The following is an 18,119-nucleotide window of genomic DNA, read 5'->3' as shown; positions in this document are numbered from 1 at the left end:
ACGCCTTTTTTTATTTACGATAGGTGAGGTTGAGCTTAAAGCAGCACACCCGCAAGGACAAAGGAAGCGACTGAGAAGTAGATAATCAATCCGGTTACGTCCACCAGAGTTGCCACGGCAGGAGCAGAAGCGGAAGCCGGGTCAAAGCCGATTTTCTTAAGCAGGAATGGCAACATTGATCCGGAGATAGTTCCCCACAGAACGATACCGATCAAGCTGATCATCACTGTCACCGCAACCAGGACATAGTGAGGCCCATACAAAGCCTCGCGCGTTGGCCAGATCAGGATACGGAATAGACCCACCAGACCCAAGCACACACCCAGTGCCAAGCCTGCCATCAATTCGCGACCCAGAACACGCCACCAGTCACGCAGGCGCACCTCGCCCAGGGCCATGGCACGAATAATCAGTGTTGAAGCCTGGGACCCGGAGTTACCACCGGAGCTGATAATCAAAGGAATAAATAAAGCTAGGACAACGGCGCGCTCGATTTCGGTTTGGAAATAACCCATCGCAGTCGCCGTGAACATTTCGCCCAGGAACAGAACCAACAACCAGCCCGCACGTTTTTTGATCATCTCGAACATCGAGATCTTCATGTACGGAGCATCCAGGGATTCCACGCCCCCGAGTTTATGGATATCTTCTGTGGTTTCTTCCTGAATGGCCGTCGCCACGTCATCGAAGGTAACGATACCTTTCATGATACCTTGATCATCCACAACGGGCAGGGCCATCAAATCATGCTGCGAGAAAATACGACCGATTTCCTCTTGGTCCATGTCGGGTGGAACCTTAAGAACTTCGGTTTGCATGATTTCAGAAATTCTTGTTCCGGCTGCTGCCGAGAAGATTTCACGGAAAGAAATCACGCCCTGAAGTTTTTGATCAGAATCTAAAACGTAAGCATAGTAAATGGACTCAACGTGGGTTTTCGCCTGAATGCGCAGATAGCTGATAGCTTCATCCACACTCATTTCCGCGCGCAGACGCACGAAACGGGTACTCATCAAACCCCCGGCCGCGTCTTCCGCATAAGCCAATAGGGCGATCACTTCACGTTTGGTTTGGGGATCCAGTAAAGAAAGAAGATCTTCCTTGTGGTCTGTGCCGATCTCCTGAATCAAATCGGCCACGTCATCGGGAGCAAGCAAGCGCACCCAGGAGCGTTTCTCAAGATGAGACGCTTCAGCAATAAGTTCAGCCTGGTCATGGGTCGGTAGATTTAAAAACAGCTCTTCAGCATCGGTTCTTGGAAGTTCCTTGAACTTTTCACGACGCTCATCCGGGGTTAAAGAAGCCCATTGATCGGTCAGACTGATCACGGAGTTTTCGTCTAGTGTTTCATCGAGGGTTTGGTTGTTATCCATGCCCACCTCACTGCAGCTGAAGTCTAATTTTGTCGCGTCCTGAGAGGAGTACTCCAATACATCGGACGCGGCAAACTTTTAATTGAGGGGAGAGCAGATTTATTTATACGAGTTCGGTCTTTTTGAAGCGAGGCAGGATTTCCTGCGTCGGTCCCAGCTCCACGATTTCCCCACTCTGTAACCATAAAATTCTATCACACTTAGCCAGTGTAGATAAACGGTGGGCGATGATGATCTGTGTACGATCAGCGAAAAACTCCTCGGTGGCACGAATCAGGATTTCCTCTGACTGTGGATCCACAGAACTGGTGGCCTCGTCCATAATTACAATAGGCGCCTGCTGCAATAGACAGCGTGCCATACATAATAACTGGCGCTCACCCAGAGACAGGTTCTTGCCGCGTTCTTCGATTTTCATATCCAGACCCAAGGCCTGACTTCGGACCCATTCCAGAAGTCCCACTTTGCGCAAGACCTCAAACAGATCCTCTTCCTTGTGATGACCCTCGATATCCAAATTAAAGCGCAGACTTCCCTGGAATAGAATCGGTTCCTGGGAAATAAATGCCATCGACTGACGATACAGATTCAGATCCACGCCCTGATCCTGTTCGTTGATTTTTGGCGCATTGCCATTGATCGAAATTACACCTTGGGAGATGGGGTAAAGATGAAACAAGGCTTGAATCAAACTCGATTTTCCAGAACCGGTACGGCCCACGATTCCTAAGCGCTCTCCCGCTTTCACTTCGAAATTCAGATTCTTCAAAACCCAGGGAAGATCTTCGCGGTAACGGAAGGACAGGTCTTTTACTTCCACTGAGGCACTGCGATTTTCTGTCAGTCTGCGGTGACTTAGGTATTTTTCCAAAGTGGGTGAATAAACCGGATGACCCGTTGCAAAGTTAGCGGAGGACGGCAGGTAATTCCCTTTTTCGATCTCCATGCGCATGTACTGATCTAACCGTTCCACCCCAATCATGGCTTCCTCGAACTGAGTTAACCACTCAAAGAACATCTGAACGGTGTTTCCAGATAGCGTAATAAACGTAAATGCCACACCCACTGAACCGATGCTGGCCCAGCCTTTTTCCACCATGAAGTAAGATGCCACACCTGTGATCAGAAGCAGTACTGCAGTCATGCTGTTCATTTGAAATGAAAAACTAATCAGCTGCCGAGTGGTATCCAATTTTTGTCCCAGGAAGTACCGGTCCAAAGATTCAAAGCGTTCGGTGAAAGATTTCTGACGACGGAACGAACGAATCGTTGAGGCGCCTTGAGTTGTTTCCGCAAAATGCGCGATACTTGGCGAGCGGCTCGCTGATAGTTCACGACGGGCTTTGCGAAGTTTTTCCTGATTTAATTTATAAACGAAGAAATTCAAAACCCCGATGAACGCAACCAGAATCAGAAACACTGGATTTGCCACCGTGATCAGAATCGTCATCATGATCAAATCAAAGATGATGGACAGGAACTCGGCCAGGGGCCCACCGAACAGGCGAAACACGTTTCCATAGTCGCTGGAAAAACGTGTGATGATTCGACCAGCAGGAGTGTTGTCGTAAAAACTCATCGGTAGTCGGGACGTGCGCAAAGTCACTTCGTCATAAAAGCTGGAAATCGCTTTCGCAGAAAGACGCGAAAAGCCCACGCGAAAAATCAAAGTCAGGACAAAACCCGTCACTGCCATGACCAGCAATAGCACAATGATTTCAGCTGAGGTCAGATCAGAGATCGGCGATGATTTGCCAACCAGGCTATCCACCCAGTAACCGATGACGTTGGTATTTCCTAATAACAAACCACGGCCAATTATACCAAAAGCAAGACACAGACCAATGCGAATCAAAAATGGAGCATAGGCAAAGTGCAAAGTTTCATAGAGGGTTTTATTATAACCACCTTCTTTTTTAACTTCACCATCAGACAGATACTTAGGTTTGATCACAGGATTGCGATTAGCCACGGGTGCCTTCGCTTTCTTTTTGCGCGGTAGCTTCTTTGGCAACCGTGGTGGTGTATTCGCGGAACTTTTCATTGCGCGCCAGAAGTTCTTCAAAAGTTCCCTGATCGATGATGCATCCTTCTTCCAGGAATAAAATTCGATCCACGCGATTCAAGGCTGAAAGGCGATGGGTGACCAGAATGCGCGTACGATCCACCCACGCTCCCATAAGCAATGACTCAAACAATTTGTGTTCCGTATCCACGTCGACGGCACTTAGGCAGTCATCCAGTAGTAAAATCGGAGCGTTGTGATAGTGGACGCGAGCCAGGCTGACACGTTGGCGTTGTCCGCCGGAAAGATTGACTCCGCGTTCGCCGATCTCGGTGCCCAGGCCCTTTTCCACACGTTCGGTGTTGAGCTCAAACTGAGCAAGCTTTAAGGACTCCTCTACCATGTTGTCGCGATCAGGATCGATGTCATAAACGAAGGCCACGTTTTCACGAAGCGTCGCACTCATGATAAAACCTTCTTGCGGCACGTAAGCAAAGTTTTCGCGGACCTTGTTTCCGTCCTCGTGAAGGGCGTCCTGGTTGCCAATGCGATAATGTTGAAAGCGCGCACCGGTTTCTTTTAGTAAAGAAAGCAGCAGCATCGATTTGCCCGAGCCGACTTCACCAACCACGGCGACAAATTCACCGTCCTTGATGTTGAAATCCATGTTCTTAAGGATGTGACGACTGCCGATGCGCAGATTTAATCCCTGCACCTGCAATGCGAACTTTTCATCCAATGCGGCCTGGGCAGGGGATTCTTCATTTGTCGCTGCAGTTTGGTTGTTCTGTGTGCTGAAGAATTCCTCAAGACGTTTTAAAGATGTCCAGGAGTCAAAAGCAAAGGTAAAGAACCAAGGCATCTGACGGAACGGCCTGGTCAAAAAGATGCCGACAATCCACAGCAGCGCCAAAATTTCACCACTGGTGAGTGTGTGTTTCGAGTAAAACACCAATGAACCCAACGTCACCACGTTTAAAACGAACGTGATCGATGAGGAAATGGCATTCATCATCTGACCATTGGTTACCATCAAGACGCGGTTGCGGGTTTCCACTTCACGTTTGGCGAAAATATTTTCCTCGAAGTGATGAATCCATCCTAAAATTCGGATGGTGCGGATGTTTTGAATCCACTCATTCACTAGCCCGATTCGTTCTGCCGCCAGTTGTTTGAAATTAAAAAAGAAGCGGGACTGGCGAAAGGCCATGAAAGTATTCAGGCAACTGATCACAACCATCACGCCAATCGTCGGCCACAACGGAATATCAAACAACAAGGAGATTGCAAACGGGGAAATCAAAAGCGGAAATAAAGTTGAAGCTCCCGCCGGCAAAGTCTGATCCAAAAATACGGTCGCACCTTGTACATCTGTGGCGTACAGGGAAACGATCTCACCCACCGGGCGGTGGCTCATGGTATCCACACGCAGGTTTAAGGTTTTGGCATAAAGTCTTTCTGCGAAGACTCTTTGCATGAACAGGGCTTCCTTGGCGCTGAGGTAGTTCGTCAGTTGATTGAATGCCTGGGAAGCGAGAACACAAAGAAACGCGGAAAGAATAAACCACAACGGAGAGCTTACCTGGAAAAGATGCAGCTTGGTTTCAACACCTGTGAGCTGATCGATGAATTCTTTTTGAAAGAACGGTCCCAAAATACCAAAGACGGCTGCAAGTAAAGAACAAACCAGAATAATCAGGCGCGCAGAGGGACGGGTAAATATAACTTCAGAAAACAAAGATCTCATAATGCATCGTCCCTAAACCACCCAGTCAGACTCAGGCGGGGAGTGAAGCTTTTTTCCACTTGGTGCGGAAAAAGATCACTGCGAAAAAATATCAAATGGCCCAAGCGGGGCTCCACGCGAGCTAAAAGCTCTTCAGGTCTTTCCGGATTGTACAGGCTAAGTTCGCCGCCGTGTTCTTTTTGCCAGGACTCATTGAGATACAGCACGAAAGTGATTTTACGATGACTTGCGCCCCGAGGGTTGTCGATGTGCTTATCATAGCCTGATTCGGGAGGGTAAAAAGCAAAATGGCTTTCCACACGTTTCAAACCCAAAAAGAAAAATCGATTTAATTCCTCTCGAATTGTCTCCAGACAATCCAGGAATTGTTTTTGTATTGGTGAAGTGTCGCCATCCAACCACAAAGTGTAGTCACCGCGAACTTCCGCAGCGGTGATTTTGTTTCCAGACGGCCCAATCGAAGCTTTATTCAACTGACCTTCGCTATAGAGTTTTTGACACTCGTGGGCGAGCTGTTTGCAGAATTCAGGAGCAAAGACCTCTTGGGAAAGGGTCCAATTATTTTCCGCCAATTTCTCGAAGGATTCAGTTAAAGATGAGAGATTGATTTGCTTCTGTTCCAAAGTGTTGCCATTCTATTCAGGTGAGGGATTGATGGCAAAAAGTTCTTTAAATCGCCGCGAGTTTTTGAAAATTTCTGCGCTGAGTTCAAGTGGCTTGTTTGTTTCGGGGGCATTATCAGGCTGTACAAGTCTGGATCGTCTTTTTACGGGCGACAAACGAAACCTCGAAGGAGAAGTGGTGATTCTGGGAGCCGGCGCTGCGGGATTGGCTGCCGCCTACACTCTTAAAAAGAACAAAATCCCTTATCGGGTTTTTGAAGCCTCCTCACGTCTGGGGGGCCGTGTACAGACAGTTTCAGTGTTTCCAGGTAAAGGACCCGTTGCAGAACTTGGTGCCGAGTACTTTGAAGAATCCCACCGCACCGTTTTTGCTCTGGCAAAAGAGTTCAGTCTTAACACTGTGCAGTTGAAAACAGCGAAGGGCTTTGAGGCCCATTACTTCCGTTTTGATGAAAAAAACTATCGTGTGCAGGAAATCCTGCCAAAGTTGAAAACTCTGACAGCGCCACTGCGCCGCGTGCGCGCGGATCTATTTCGCAATTCCGAGGCGATTCTCACATATCAAAATGCGCAGGTGTATGATCGTGCGGCTTATTACGACAGTCTGTCTTTAAAAGATCTTTTGAACTCGTGGTCCAAGGAAGTTGATCCCGTAATTTTGAATCTGATCGAAAGCCAGGCCGTAGCGCGCTTTGGAGTGGATGCCGACGAGCAATCCTCGTTGCATTTCCTAAGCACTTTGGATTCAGAGGGCAGCAGTTTGCTGACCGGAAGAAATACATTCCGTCTGGAAGGTGGAATGACAAACTTCATGCAGATGATGGGATCGCGCGTGGCAGGAGTTATTCCTGACAACAGTGTTAAGATGAATCACGCGCTGGTGGAGATTTCTGAAAAGGAAGGAACTTTTAAACTTGAGTTCCAAACTCCTCAGGGGCGTCAGGAATATCAAACACGCCAGATTATCTGCACGTTGCCTTTTACTAAACTGCGCGAAGTTCGCAACATTCAGTCCTTAAGTTTTTCCGACGTCAAAAAAGAGGCGCTGGCTAATCTTGATTATGCCTCCCACAGCAAAGGCGCGTTGGGATTTGATTCCCCCTTCTGGATGAAGAAACAGGGAGCGATGGCTGCAAATCTTGGTAACTTCACCGGGGATTTTTTATCTCAGAAGTTCTGGGATAGCAGTCGTGAACAAACAGGTAACCGCGGACTGTTGACCTACTCTCGAGCCGGAAAATCCGGCTTGCAGGCGGGCAGTGCTGCGGAAAGTGAAGCTTTGCTTGATCTGGAATTGTTCTATAAAAACCTGCCGGAAAAGGTGCAGGCTCACCAAATGGTGAATTGGAAAACACGTCCCTGGGCGGGTGGCTCGATGGCCTATTATAAAAAAGGTCAGTATATGAAGTTCAGGGGAGCTGCGGGTGAAGCTGAGTACGGTGGGCGCTTTCAATTCGCCGGCGAGCACACCAGCTTGAAATTCCCGGGCACCTTGAACGGTGCCCTTGAGACGGGAGTCTTCGCCGCGACGGCGATGTCGGTTTAGTTTAATTTAACAGGAAGAACAGCTTTATCACCTTTGGAAGCGATGAAGCTATCAACGTCAGACTTATTGATCGCGTTGATTTTGTTGCGCAATTGATTTGCCGTTTTCGGCATACCTTGCGGAGAAGTTCCATCTGCATTCACCCACGAGTAGTTCTGTTGTGGAGAAACCACAAACACCACGATGTTGTAAGAAGGACGGAAGCCCTCTTTTTCAACTTGAACCTGTGGCAAAGTCACAGTGTCACCCGTGATGTAAACCGTGCGGGATTCCTTAACCTGGGAAATGTTCAATTGGGAAGCATCAGTGGAGATGAATGGTCTGGAGCCGACAGCGTAAAGAACTGTCAGGTATTGGCCTTTGTAGTTTCCAAGCTGAGTTACTTCGATTGAAGGAACTGATTCCAGCTTCGCAGCTTTTGCTGATTTGGAAGAAAGAGAGCCGCTCATCAAGCCCAAGCCGATGATCAAAGTCAGTGCATTGATGGCTGCAAGTTTAAATGATTTCATACTAAAGTGCTCCTGCTTTCGCATAATCCAGGTACATTACTAAATGCCCCTTTGGATCCATGACAACGCGATTAATATCTAATTTAAGTCCTAAAATTTCTGGCGGAAGAGGAAACGCGCCTGGGATGGCTTCGTCTTTGTTTTTCCATCCAGCACACTGTTCGCGAAGCTTGTCTTTGATGCCTTCGCGGACCTTGCCTTTTAGGAGTTTGCCTGCCAGTGAGAAGTATTTGTCATCCATTGCCAGCGTTTCCGGATCAATGGAGTACAGCACCAGCTGCATGCCGCTCTTATCCGCCATTTGACGTAATTTTGCAATGATATCGAATTCGACAACGATCTTTTCTTTCAGGAAAATGGAATCCGGCTTATTTTCGACGGAAACACGCAACTTAACAAAGGTTTCGTTGCCCTTTAACGGCATCGCTACTGGCGCTTTTACATAATCAATCAACGGAGCCGCCATCATTCTCAAAGTGGAACCATCTGACATGGCAATCTTCTCGAAATTTCGGCGTTCAAAGGAAAGCTGCATGATGCGGTTAATAAGGCCGCGATCCAAGCTTAGACCGATGTCATAATTAGTTTGCGGAATCAGTCCCCAAGTGACCCCACCACGGGATTTATCTGTTGGGCGCGGCTCGCTGCGGGGATTAATTGGGTCTTCTGCATAGGCTCCCAAATTGACGTTCAGGGCTTCTTTTAAACCGATGTTTTGCAGGCGCAAACCCCATTTGAAATCAGGTCTGTTGTCGTTAGGCTCTTTCCCTGGAGGAACCATGTTTTGTACCTGATCCAGATTGCCAGTCAAAAGCTGTTTGGCTTTTTCATTCAGCATCGCAGGCAGCTGGTTACGGGCAAAGTTCCCCAGATTTTCACGAACCGAAGTCAAAATCGCCGGAGCTTGCTCGATAAATAATTTGTCGATTTCAGCATTGTTTAACAAAAACTTTTTACCGTTGATTTCAATCGCAAATGTCGGAACCAAAAGTTTTTTATATTCCAAAGAAACGGGGATCGAGTTGATGTTGTTTTCAACCTCTAAAGCTTCAAATTCCAAATGCCCGTAAGCATTCATGCGCAAGTAAAAAGGCAGACGGATTTTCAATGGATTTTTGGCGTCACCAGCAGCAAGGCTGACATCTTCGGCGCCGATTTTACCCAGGAATTCGTTATTCACATCCCAAACTTTGACAGAGTTCGTGCCGATCGTCAGATGTTTGACTTCAAGCTCGATCGCTAAAATAGCACCATCACGTTTTCCAAGTTTATCCATCAGAGCGCGGTCAGTGACGAGCGAGAAGCGCGAAAAATTCGCCACGAATCCTGATTCACCGATCTCGATAGTCGGGCGGTGATCGTTCAAGGAAAAGCCCACCAGCCACTTGGTTAGCAAGTCACGCACCTGTTTGTACATTTTAACGGCGTCACCGTTTTCCTTGGCATAGTCGTCAGGATTGATAGGTTCTGCAAAAGTATATGACAGGGCAGGGAAGTAGCCCTCGTCCAATTTAACTCCCAGATTTCCCAGGATTTTTGAAAGCTTCGTATCAAAGAGCTTCATGCCTCGAGAGGTCACATGCAATTGGACTGCGTTGTTGATCAGATGTTCCTGGGTCAGGTAGGGATCTGTATCCATGGCTAGTGCCTGGAGGCTGGTCGCCCCGACCAGCAGCGGAAGTAAAAATTTTGAAGTCCTTCGAAGCACTTGCGACCCCTTTGGAATTAAAGTTCTGCCAAAGGCTTTGCAAAGGGAGTACCGACCCAGATGGAATAGGTTAGGGCTTGGGGAGGATTCAGCCCCTTAGAGTGACTAAACATTAAGCGAGCCGGTAAAAACGAAAAAAGCCCCGCAGTAAGCAGGGCTTTCAAGAAATACTTAATTTTTAAGTCTTAGAAGTTCCAACCGTATCCCGCTCTTAGGATCATTTGAGTCGCAGAGGAGGTGTTGTTATCCGGGAACATCGCATAGTCGAACTGAATCGGAACGAATGTTTTTCTGTCCAGGCGCCAGTCAACTCCCAGGGATCCTACGATAGTTTGGTTTGTTGTGATTTTTGAAGTGTCCAGGACGTTAGATGATTTTTGCATCGCAAACAGGAAGCCCAAACCACCACCCACAGTGAATTCCAAAGAAGACGTGCGGTAAACAGAGTAACGAATCAAAGCGTTGAAACCCAGGTAACCCAATTCCGCTGTACAGTTTGCGCCTGCCGTACAACTGCCGCCAGAAAAACCTGCAGGAGCTTTGCCAGCAACCGTTAGCGATTCATAACCGACCAGGCCCTTCACGCTGATATTTTTGTCCAGGTACGTTTGATAGAAACCATTCAGGTTAAAGCTTGTGCCCGTCATGGTCATCGCAGCTGTCGAGGACTTTACATCCATAGAGCTGTTCGCCATACCGCCCATGATACCCCAGGCACCCTTACCACTGGAAGAGTTGCGAGTGTTGTTGACTTCGCCCGGAGCGGCACTCATGCGACCCTGATATCTTTGCAGAGACTGTCCAGGAGCTGCAGAGCCTTTTGAAATCGTGGCAATGGCACGACCACCCTGAACTTTTGAAACCTGAATAAGACCGCGTTTTTTTCCGCTGCTATCGATAGCGAAAAATTGGTCGCCGACAAGGGCTGTGTCACCTTCAAGATCAATCAGTGCTTTACCGCCGGATACCTTTGTAACCTTGGCTGCGTTCGCGTTGATAGACAGGCTTAGTAATATCAAAGTTGCAATCAGTGTTTTCATACGCAACCTATCGACACAATTTGGGAAAATCTTAATCAGCTGGCCTAACTTCATTTGTGCGTCTCAGATTGAGAATATTGCAATTAAATATACAAAAAATCCCAAAGTGACCGAAACTAAAAATGGGGGATCAATGAAGTCAATACTGGGGTCAATGGCGCTTATCGCGGTCATTGCATATTCTCATTCAGCGCATGCGCTTTCAGAAAAAGCGATCTATGCCCGTTGCTATGCTCAGCTGACAGGGTTGCCTGTCCCAACGAACAGTTCGGTTATGGCGAGTATCAAAGCCGGTAAAACAAAAGCAGTTGATGCCTGTATCGCGCTTTTAAATAAAGGCAAACTTGCCAGCAATGGTGCATTGGCAGTGAATGACACTGAGAGTGTCAGAGTTTTAAATAACTTCTATCAATTTCACCGCACTTGGTTCCCCACAGCCAATCAGGATCAAATTTCCGGTTATCAGAACGAGTTCGATTCCAACACCAATGACTTTATCGAAATGTCGACGCCAGCTTTGACGCTGACTCGTGCGCTGTTTTCAGATTTGCTTTATTCAAATGTTCTTCGTGGCACGGTTAAATACGCACCTATTCGCGGAACTCCGGGAACATTTGCATTGGCGCAAACGGATGCCGCAGGAAACGTTTCTTCAACCGCAGTGGTTCCTGCTCCTTACTCGGGAACAGGACTTATTTCCGGGATCGTGCCTGGAGCGTCTGCTTTGATTCTCGCAAACTATTCCATCCCAAATCTGGGTCTGGCTTCGCAGATGAGTGGGCAGACGGGAATTGATCTTCACCGCGCTTTGGGTGGCGGTATCTTGGGACAACAAGGATACTTCTTGTTGAATGTGGGGCACAGCAAAGGCCAGGTTTTTGACGGCGCTTTAAAACTTCCCCGTAAATGGGCTAAGACTACTTTAGAAAACATGCTTTGCTTCACGCTTCCGGCTTTACGTGAAAGTGATATCCAGGCTTACATCAGCAGCAGCACCGACGTTCAATTCCGTCGTGCTGGAAGCTGTATCACGTGCCACGCTTCGATGGACCAGTTTGCTTCGACCGCGCGCAACTGGGTCGTCGCAGAAACAGCGAATGGCAATGTGCAAAAATCTATCATGGTGGGTAACTTCACTGTGGGTTCTACTGTTGCGCACAACTGGTCGGCGACGGCAGTGCCTGGTTATCACCGTCAAAATCCAACCGGCAAACTCATGATTCGGTCTTACTATAATGGTAACCTGATCAATCGCGATGTGGCGAACGTTGAAGAGATGGGCGCACGTTTGACAGAGCTTCAGGAATACTATCAGTGTGCAGCTAAAAAATACTTCCGCTATTTCACCGGTATCGATGTGTCTTTGTATGACAGAACGGATCCGGCGAACGCGCCACTCAACAAGGCTTTGACTGAACGTGATGTGGAAGACCGCAAGTTTGTGGAGACTCTGGGAAAAGAACTTTCACAAACGCAGTCATTAAGCAAGTTGATCGAATCGATTCTACGTTCGAATTATTATAATAAAGCCGCCTTTGATCCTCGGGGGAATGAATGAGTTCAAATCGTCGTGATTTCTTAAAGCAGGGGATGATTCTGGGAGGAACTGTTTTATCAGCTTCCGTACTGGACACATTGGCAATGAAGATTGGCGCTGGATTTATTCAGCAGGCTCGCGCTGAAACCTTGACGGGTGAGGCAGATCCACGCTTTTTATTGAACATCTGGATCAACGGGGGACCCATGCGTTACTCCTTTGACCAATGGGTTAAGATTTATGATGGTGATAACATCGTCACAAACCCCTATGTTTCTACTGCTTACAATTTCAGTGGCGGCAAAGTGGCGGGACTGGCTTACAAAACTTTTAAATACAATGGTCTGAATGTGCCCCATATTTTCTCTTTGCCAATTAAGAATGGCCAAGGGGGCACTCGCAATGCATCTGATGCTCTGAGTAACATGATGGTGATGCGTGGCTTTGGTTCGGCCTTTGATGGTCACGATACCAATGCTTTGCTGGTGCAGGTTCCCGTTTCGGGCTTACCAAGCTTAAATGGTTTGCTAGCGGATTCTTCAGAAAGATTATTTGCAGGTGTAATGACTGGCAATAACAACATCGGTTTTACCTCTTCGCACAATAAGGCAGGCACGCAAGTGGGTGCCGGGTACGTGCGGGAATTGATGGCAGGTTTCGCACAATCCTCGGCGATTTCCACGACCACCGCAGGTAAAGAAGCTTACAAGAACGCTTACGAAAATGCGATGGCTTACTTAAAGTCTTATGCCCGTTCAAACCGTCTGGGTGCTGACACGTTAAATAAGAATCTTGAAAATGCATCTATGAAAATGAAACAAGGTATCAATGACATCGATGGATTCTGGGATGCAGCTGTGAACCGTTATAAAAATGCGGTTGAGGGTACGGCTCGTATGTCGGGTATTTCCGGCATCTCGGAGGCTCCGGTCACTCCTTCATCGCTTGCGGGGCCTGCAGGACAGTTTGGTATTTTTGGTTACGTTCAACGTAGTGGTTTCGATTTACAGCGTAATCTCACGCTGGCACCAGATTTTGATTTGCGTGAAATGACGTCGGCTCTTACTTACAATGATTTCTATCAGCAGCTGGCATTGGCAGAGTATTGCTTAACAAAAGAGCTAACGGCTTCAGTTTCGGTTGGAACCAGTAACTTTAACAATGTTCGCATTCGCACAAGCTATATTGCAGGTGATGATGTGAATAATCTTTTCGTAAATGGTGGCAACCTGTTATTTTCGCATACAGACATGGATGGTAACACCGGTGCTTATACAGCGTTGATGTTGACTCATAATTTCTATTCAGGAATTTTGGCGGGAATTCTGGAAATGCGTGATCGTTTGCAAGCCGTGCGCAGACCGTCTACGGGTGCGAACATGTGGTCTGAATCAGTGATTCAGGTTTCTGCAGAGTTTGCGCGAAATGCCGCGATGAGCGGGCAGTCATCGGGACATGGTTATCCTTGTATGGTGACGAGTGCATTTTCTGGCGCCATTAAAAATGGTCCTTACGTCGTTGGCAACTTACGTCAAAATGCAGGGCATGGTACCAACGGTTACGGAGCTGCTATCAGTGGCTATCTAAGTGGTGTGCCTTCTACGGCGTCAGCGACGTCGACGTTGTCTCGCCTGATGCGTATTGAAGCCAACCCTTGGGAGAATACCGCTCCGGCCATGATTTCCTTTAACGAATCCACCGGAATTATTACTTCTCTGGTGGGTATGCCGAAGGTTGTCTAGGTGGCCATGATGAACAAACGTCTTAATCTTACAATTGCAGGTTTGACGATCGGCTTTGTGCTTACCCAGGCATTTCAAAACTGTGCTCAGCCCTTTGAGCTTGCTTCCTTGTCAGGAGATGCTGATTACAGCATGGGTGCAGATCATCCGGGAAATGCTGTGGTTGGAGCATCCACGCAATCTCCGTTGCTGGTGAATCGCGTTTATATGACAAATCTGTTTAACGATGTATTTTTAACTTCAGCCTCCACGGCGGGTGAAAAAACGACGCTTACGAATATCACCAACCAGTGGTTTACCAACAAAACCTCCGCGTTTGGATATCCCTGTGACATCAAAACCGGGGTCAACGATTGCAATGGAACGATACTGGCACCGATGAACACGGGCACTAATACGTTACGAGCAGCTTTTAAATCGCAAGCTTGTCAGAGCGTTTTATCCAACGATACCTTCGTGAATAACTTTGTCAGCCATGTCAGTGTTGTCGGTTCTGCGCCCACGGCAACATCCATCGAGCTTGCATTTTCCATGTTTTATCGCGGCGATGATGCGAACCCGGGATTAATTCAAGGCCTGGCTGCTTCTGATCGCATGATGTACGAAAAAAATCCTTCGATTTCTGGACGTGACCGCTGGAGATACCTGATTCTGGCGATCTGTGAATCCAGTGGGTGGGAGCAGTTATGATTTCGGGAAGAATGAAATGGGTACCAGTACTGGGACTTCCATTGCTGGTTTTTTCGTTTCAAAATTGCAGCGACTTTACGGTGCAGCAGGCGATTCTTGAATCGGCGTCCTTATCCAGCGGACAAAATTACCTGGATGCCCAAGAGCTACCCTCATTAACTGATCCAACTCGCGGGCCTTTGGTTCGCTGGTACAAGCAGGGTCAACCTAGTGCGGTGGATGAAGCTTATACGGGCGCAGATAAGCTTAGTTATGTTTTTGCTGCAGATCGCGCGATGACGGGTAAGATTTTTTCTGCCTATTCGGGCAGTGCCAATGCCGAGGAAACGGCAGTCTCTGTTGCCAGCGGCAAGATCACAGTCAGTCGTATTTTTTCTGCGGGTAACAGTGCGCAGGCGACGGTGAATCTTCCTTCGACGGGTCCTCGCATGGTCATTGCCGTGCGTGCAGGTTCAAAGCCCGAGGATTTTTCCTTGCTGGTAAATGGGATCGTTCAAACCATGACGATCACCAAGACCGGAAGTCCGCAGGAATTTTCTTTCGTAACCAAAACGCTCGCGCCTGGGGCTACGGGTGGGATGGTCTATGAGTATATGTTCTTCAATGACCGTCTCAATAATGCACAACTCAATTCATTATCCCGCTTTGTTGGTACAACAAATTCCGTGAGTCAGGTTATTTTTGACCCGGCTGTTTTTGCCGACTCCAGTAGTTCGCCTGGATCAACAGTGGATACAAAATTGGCTGCTGCGAAAGCGGTTATTGATTCCTCATGTTTAAGCTGTCACGGGGCGGGCTCAAATCGTGGTGACTTCTCAAATATGTCCGCAGCAAGCATGATGACCCGGGGCTTTGTTAAAGCAGGCCAACCTTTAAGTTCCTCGCTTTATTTTAGAATGAAAGGCTCCCAGGGAAGTGGCACGAAAAATATGCCAGACAATGGTGCAACAGTGAGTGCATCTCAGTTGCAAGCTGTGTATGATTGGATATCCAGCATTCAGTAAATAAAAACCATGGGGGAAATTAATGAAATTGGTTATTGCAGCAGCAGTGGTGACTTTGGGTGTTTCAAGCGCGTTTGCTCAGTCAGTCGTGTTTGATGTGACTTTGAATCCGATGGGGGACTTCAAAGCGAAAACAAGCCAAATCAAAGGAACGGCACAAGTTAAAGGCGATGAAGTATCTGCGCAGAACATCGTTGTTAATATGAAGAGCCTGAAAACAGGTGTGGATCTTCGTGATAAGCATACTCAAAAATATCTTGAAACAGACAAATACCCAACTGCAACTTTGCTGACTGCAACTGGTAAAGGTGGCAAAGGTAAAGCGACAATCAAAATCAAAGATAAGCCACTGAATGTCGAAGGAACTTACAAAGTTGAAGGCGGTTTGTTGAAAGCTGAATTCATGGTGAAAGCTTCCGATATCGGCATCAAAGACGTAAATTACATGGGTGTGGGAACTGAAGACGACGTGAAAGTTCGCGTTGAGGTTCCGGTAGGTGCCGCAGCGGCAGCACCGAAAACTGCTGGTAAATAGTTTTAAAAGCGGTAATTAGCTCCGATTTTCCAAAGATAGGCTCCATCATTGATGGGGCCTATTGCTTGATAGAAATCCCATTCTTTAAAAATTCTTAAATTCATATCAACTAAAAAGCCTGCATTATTTTTTCTTCCAGCCGTGATGTCCACGCCGTTGCCAGACGGTAGGTCGATATTGCGAATATAAATTAAGGCCGTTCCACCGACATTTACGCTGTTCGTAACTCGCCAGAACATACGCGGGGTTAGGGCCAGCATGGTGAAACCCTGACGTTCAATTTTCACATCGTTGGCAAAGGGACCACTATTAGCCCGGCCCACAGCCAGCATCCCACCGACATTCCAGCCCCACTGCAAGTAATAGGTTTCTTTTTGCAGGACCAAGCCCATGCCATTAAAATTCATATTGGAATTTGTCGTCGATCCCAATTGCGAAACCGTGAGTTTTTCATTCCACTGCAAAGTAGTCAGGCCCACTGCCCAAGAAGAAATCGACTGCACAGGAAGGCGTTTAGGGCGGGGGCGAAGTGATGTGACGCTGGCCTGATTGGGATCCGCAGACGTGTCAGGAGTGCTGACTGTCGCCTCTTCGCTCGGAGCTGCTGGATCCTCTGGTGACGCTTCGGAGCTGTCTCCAGTAGCGGTTGTGCTTTCGGTGGCAGCTGGAGTGTCTGGAGTGGTCCCCGAAGTTGATTCCTGAGTGGTCGCTTGCGCGGGCACACGTGGTTTTACTGATCGCTTGCGCTGTTGAGCGCTGGCAAGTGAACTTGTCAGTATAAGGCACAGCAAGATTGAAATTTTCATTTTACCCATTTGCGCTCCTAATAAGAAAAATGCACTTGTGTTTGCAGGGCCCAGGTATCATCAACACCGGTTCCATCCAAATTCGTTTTACCATTTGAAAGCCCCAGGCGAAATTCCGTGCGCGGAAGTGGAAACGCCAAAAGGCCAAAACTGTATTTCAAGTTTTCTGCCGATGACTTCTGAATATCATCCCGGGATTGTTCAATCGTCGTCAGAATATTATATCCACGCGCGATGGCGACCATCGATTGCACCCAGGCATAGGCTCCCAGCACCGGATCCAGATTCGTACCTTTACGAGTTTGCTCTTTTAGACCGGCCTCTGCCAGCAGAGAGCTTCCTTTGGAAAGTCCCCAGCGAGCCGTGCCTCCAACTAAGCGCCAGCGGGTTTCATCAGATTCTGAAGCCAGCACAGAACCGCCGACTTTAAATTTTTCATAGACCTGGTATTCACCAACGACAGAGACACCGACTTGACGTTTTTCGGGAACGGTATAGACATTTCCAAAAAACGGATTCACTGCAATATCCCACGTAGGGTAAGTGAAGTGGGCCATCACTCCTAAGGACTGACCGTATTGGTTTAAGCCCACATCTGTTGCCGGGAAACGGTTCACTGCCATATGGTCAACGTTGCGAATGCCGTAGGCCTTATCCATTTGGCCGGCATACCACCACAAATTATTGCTTTGCTTAAAGCGCAGATAAAATTCTTTGGCGTAAATGGTCCACTTATCGATCGTGGTTTCCGGAACATCGAAAGCGGTATAGGAAGCCGTCGTGATTAACGCAAATGTCTGCTTTTTATCAAAGAAGAAATTCAAATTAAAATCGCTCTGCATGTTCACCCATTTGTTCACTTCATTTGAACCATTGGGATTCTGCTGAAAATAAAGTCCACGATATTTAATTCCGGGACGGAAATACCAGGGCAGAGGTTTCGTGATCAAAAAACCAGAGCTTGCAGCGATGGCTTCCTCATCCATAGAAGCAGGGAAGACAGAGCGAGACGTGATTTCCGTCGCAAACAGGGCTCTTCCGTAGTCATTTAGAGCGCCGCCGCCCAAGCCGCTATAGTGGCAGGTAATGCAAGAAGAATAACCGTATCCGATAAAATCAGGATAGGCCACGGCTTGTTTTGAAACTAGGAATGCACCGATAAGAAATGATATTTTCAGTAGTTGTCTCACAGTTAAACAGTCTATTAAGAACGAGCAGGGAAGCAACAAAAAACTGTATTCCCACATTCGTGCT

15 protein-coding genes are annotated in these 18,119 nt (G+C 47.6%); 6 read left to right on the top strand and 9 right to left on the bottom strand.

Going from position 1 to position 18,119, the window contains the following annotated elements; all coding sequences use genetic code 11:
- Positions 1-35: 35 nt before the first annotated feature.
- The 4 genes from mgtE to ACLWNV_RS12050 all read right to left on the bottom strand — a co-directional run bounded on the left by mgtE (position 36) and on the right by ACLWNV_RS12050 (position 5,748).
- A complete protein-coding gene (gene mgtE / locus ACLWNV_RS12065; RefSeq protein WP_413584691.1) occupies positions 36-1,373 on the bottom strand; it encodes a magnesium transporter in 1,338 nt (445 codons plus the stop codon).
- Positions 1,374-1,476: 103 nt separating this feature from the next.
- A complete protein-coding gene (locus ACLWNV_RS12060) occupies positions 1,477-3,345 on the bottom strand; it encodes an ABC transporter ATP-binding protein (RefSeq protein ID WP_413584690.1) in 1,869 nt (622 codons plus the stop codon).
- A complete protein-coding gene (locus tag ACLWNV_RS12055) occupies positions 3,338-5,125 on the bottom strand; it encodes an ABC transporter ATP-binding protein (protein WP_413584689.1) in 1,788 nt (595 codons plus the stop codon). Before ACLWNV_RS12055 ends, ACLWNV_RS12060 begins: the two co-directional genes overlap by 8 nt.
- Complete coding sequence (locus tag ACLWNV_RS12050) at positions 5,122-5,748, bottom strand: 2OG-Fe(II) oxygenase (protein ID WP_413584688.1); 627 nt, start codon at positions 5,746-5,748, stop codon at positions 5,122-5,124. The genes ACLWNV_RS12055 and ACLWNV_RS12050 overlap by 4 nt, the downstream gene beginning before the upstream one ends.
- 31 nt (positions 5,749-5,779) lie before the next feature.
- Between ACLWNV_RS12050 and ACLWNV_RS12045 the strand changes: the two genes are divergently transcribed.
- Complete coding sequence (locus ACLWNV_RS12045) at positions 5,780-7,294, top strand: flavin monoamine oxidase family protein (RefSeq protein ID WP_413584687.1); 1,515 nt, start codon at positions 5,780-5,782, stop codon at positions 7,292-7,294.
- Here the strand turns inward: ACLWNV_RS12045 and ACLWNV_RS12040 are convergent.
- The 3 genes from ACLWNV_RS12040 to ACLWNV_RS12030 form a co-directional block, all read right to left on the bottom strand.
- Positions 7,291-7,803 (bottom strand): hypothetical protein, encoded by a 513-nt coding sequence (locus ACLWNV_RS12040; RefSeq protein WP_413584686.1) that lies wholly within the window; start codon positions 7,801-7,803, stop codon positions 7,291-7,293. The two genes, ACLWNV_RS12045 and ACLWNV_RS12040, sit on opposite strands and share 4 nt — an antisense overlap.
- Before the next feature lies 1 nt (position 7,804).
- Positions 7,805-9,442, bottom strand: a complete 1,638-nt coding sequence (locus ACLWNV_RS12035; RefSeq protein WP_413584685.1) for a hypothetical protein — start codon at positions 9,440-9,442, stop codon at positions 7,805-7,807.
- A gap of 254 nt (positions 9,443-9,696) precedes the next feature.
- On the bottom strand, positions 9,697-10,551 hold the full coding sequence (locus ACLWNV_RS12030) for a hypothetical protein (protein ID WP_413584684.1): 855 nt from the start codon (positions 10,549-10,551) through the stop codon (positions 9,697-9,699).
- Between the two features lie 133 nt (positions 10,552-10,684).
- Between ACLWNV_RS12030 and ACLWNV_RS12025 the strand changes: the two genes are divergently transcribed.
- Genes ACLWNV_RS12025 through ACLWNV_RS12005 form a run of 5 tightly spaced genes read left to right on the top strand, consistent with a single transcriptional unit; the run spans position 10,685 to position 16,059 of the window.
- Positions 10,685-12,109 carry a hypothetical protein gene (locus ACLWNV_RS12025; protein WP_413584683.1) on the top strand — a complete coding sequence of 475 codons (1,425 nt, stop codon included), beginning with the start codon at positions 10,685-10,687 and terminating at the stop codon, positions 12,107-12,109.
- A complete protein-coding gene (locus tag ACLWNV_RS12020; protein ID WP_413584682.1) occupies positions 12,106-13,830 on the top strand; it encodes a hypothetical protein in 1,725 nt (574 codons plus the stop codon). Before ACLWNV_RS12025 ends, ACLWNV_RS12020 begins: the two co-directional genes overlap by 4 nt.
- 9 nt (positions 13,831-13,839) lie before the next feature.
- Complete coding sequence (locus ACLWNV_RS12015) at positions 13,840-14,520, top strand: hypothetical protein (protein ID WP_413584681.1); 681 nt, start codon at positions 13,840-13,842, stop codon at positions 14,518-14,520.
- The gene (locus tag ACLWNV_RS12010; protein WP_413584680.1) at positions 14,517-15,524 is read left to right on the top strand and encodes a c-type cytochrome; all 1,008 of its coding nucleotides are present in this window, start codon (positions 14,517-14,519) and stop codon (positions 15,522-15,524) included. Before ACLWNV_RS12015 ends, ACLWNV_RS12010 begins: the two co-directional genes overlap by 4 nt.
- A gap of 22 nt (positions 15,525-15,546) precedes the next feature.
- Entirely contained in the window at positions 15,547-16,059 is a 513-nt protein-coding gene (locus ACLWNV_RS12005) for a YceI family protein (RefSeq protein ID WP_413584679.1), read from the top strand.
- A 2-nt stretch (positions 16,060-16,061) separates the two neighbouring features.
- On the opposite strand, the gene ACLWNV_RS12000 is transcribed toward ACLWNV_RS12005, so the two are convergent.
- Both ACLWNV_RS12000 and ACLWNV_RS11995 read right to left on the bottom strand, forming a co-directional pair.
- The gene (locus ACLWNV_RS12000; protein WP_413584678.1) at positions 16,062-16,874 is read right to left on the bottom strand and encodes a hypothetical protein; all 813 of its coding nucleotides are present in this window, start codon (positions 16,872-16,874) and stop codon (positions 16,062-16,064) included.
- 8 nt (positions 16,875-16,882) lie between these two features.
- Positions 16,883-18,055, bottom strand: a complete 1,173-nt coding sequence (locus tag ACLWNV_RS11995) for a hypothetical protein (protein ID WP_413584677.1) — start codon at positions 18,053-18,055, stop codon at positions 16,883-16,885.
- Positions 18,056-18,119: the final 64 nt, after the last annotated feature.

The organism is Bdellovibrio sp. HCB274 (genome assembly GCF_047306075.1).
Classification (GTDB): Bacteria; Bdellovibrionota; Bdellovibrionia; order Bdellovibrionales; family Bdellovibrionaceae; genus Bdellovibrio.
Note: the sequence above shows the minus strand (reverse complement) of the source record. Positions and strands in the feature narration are given on the sequence as shown.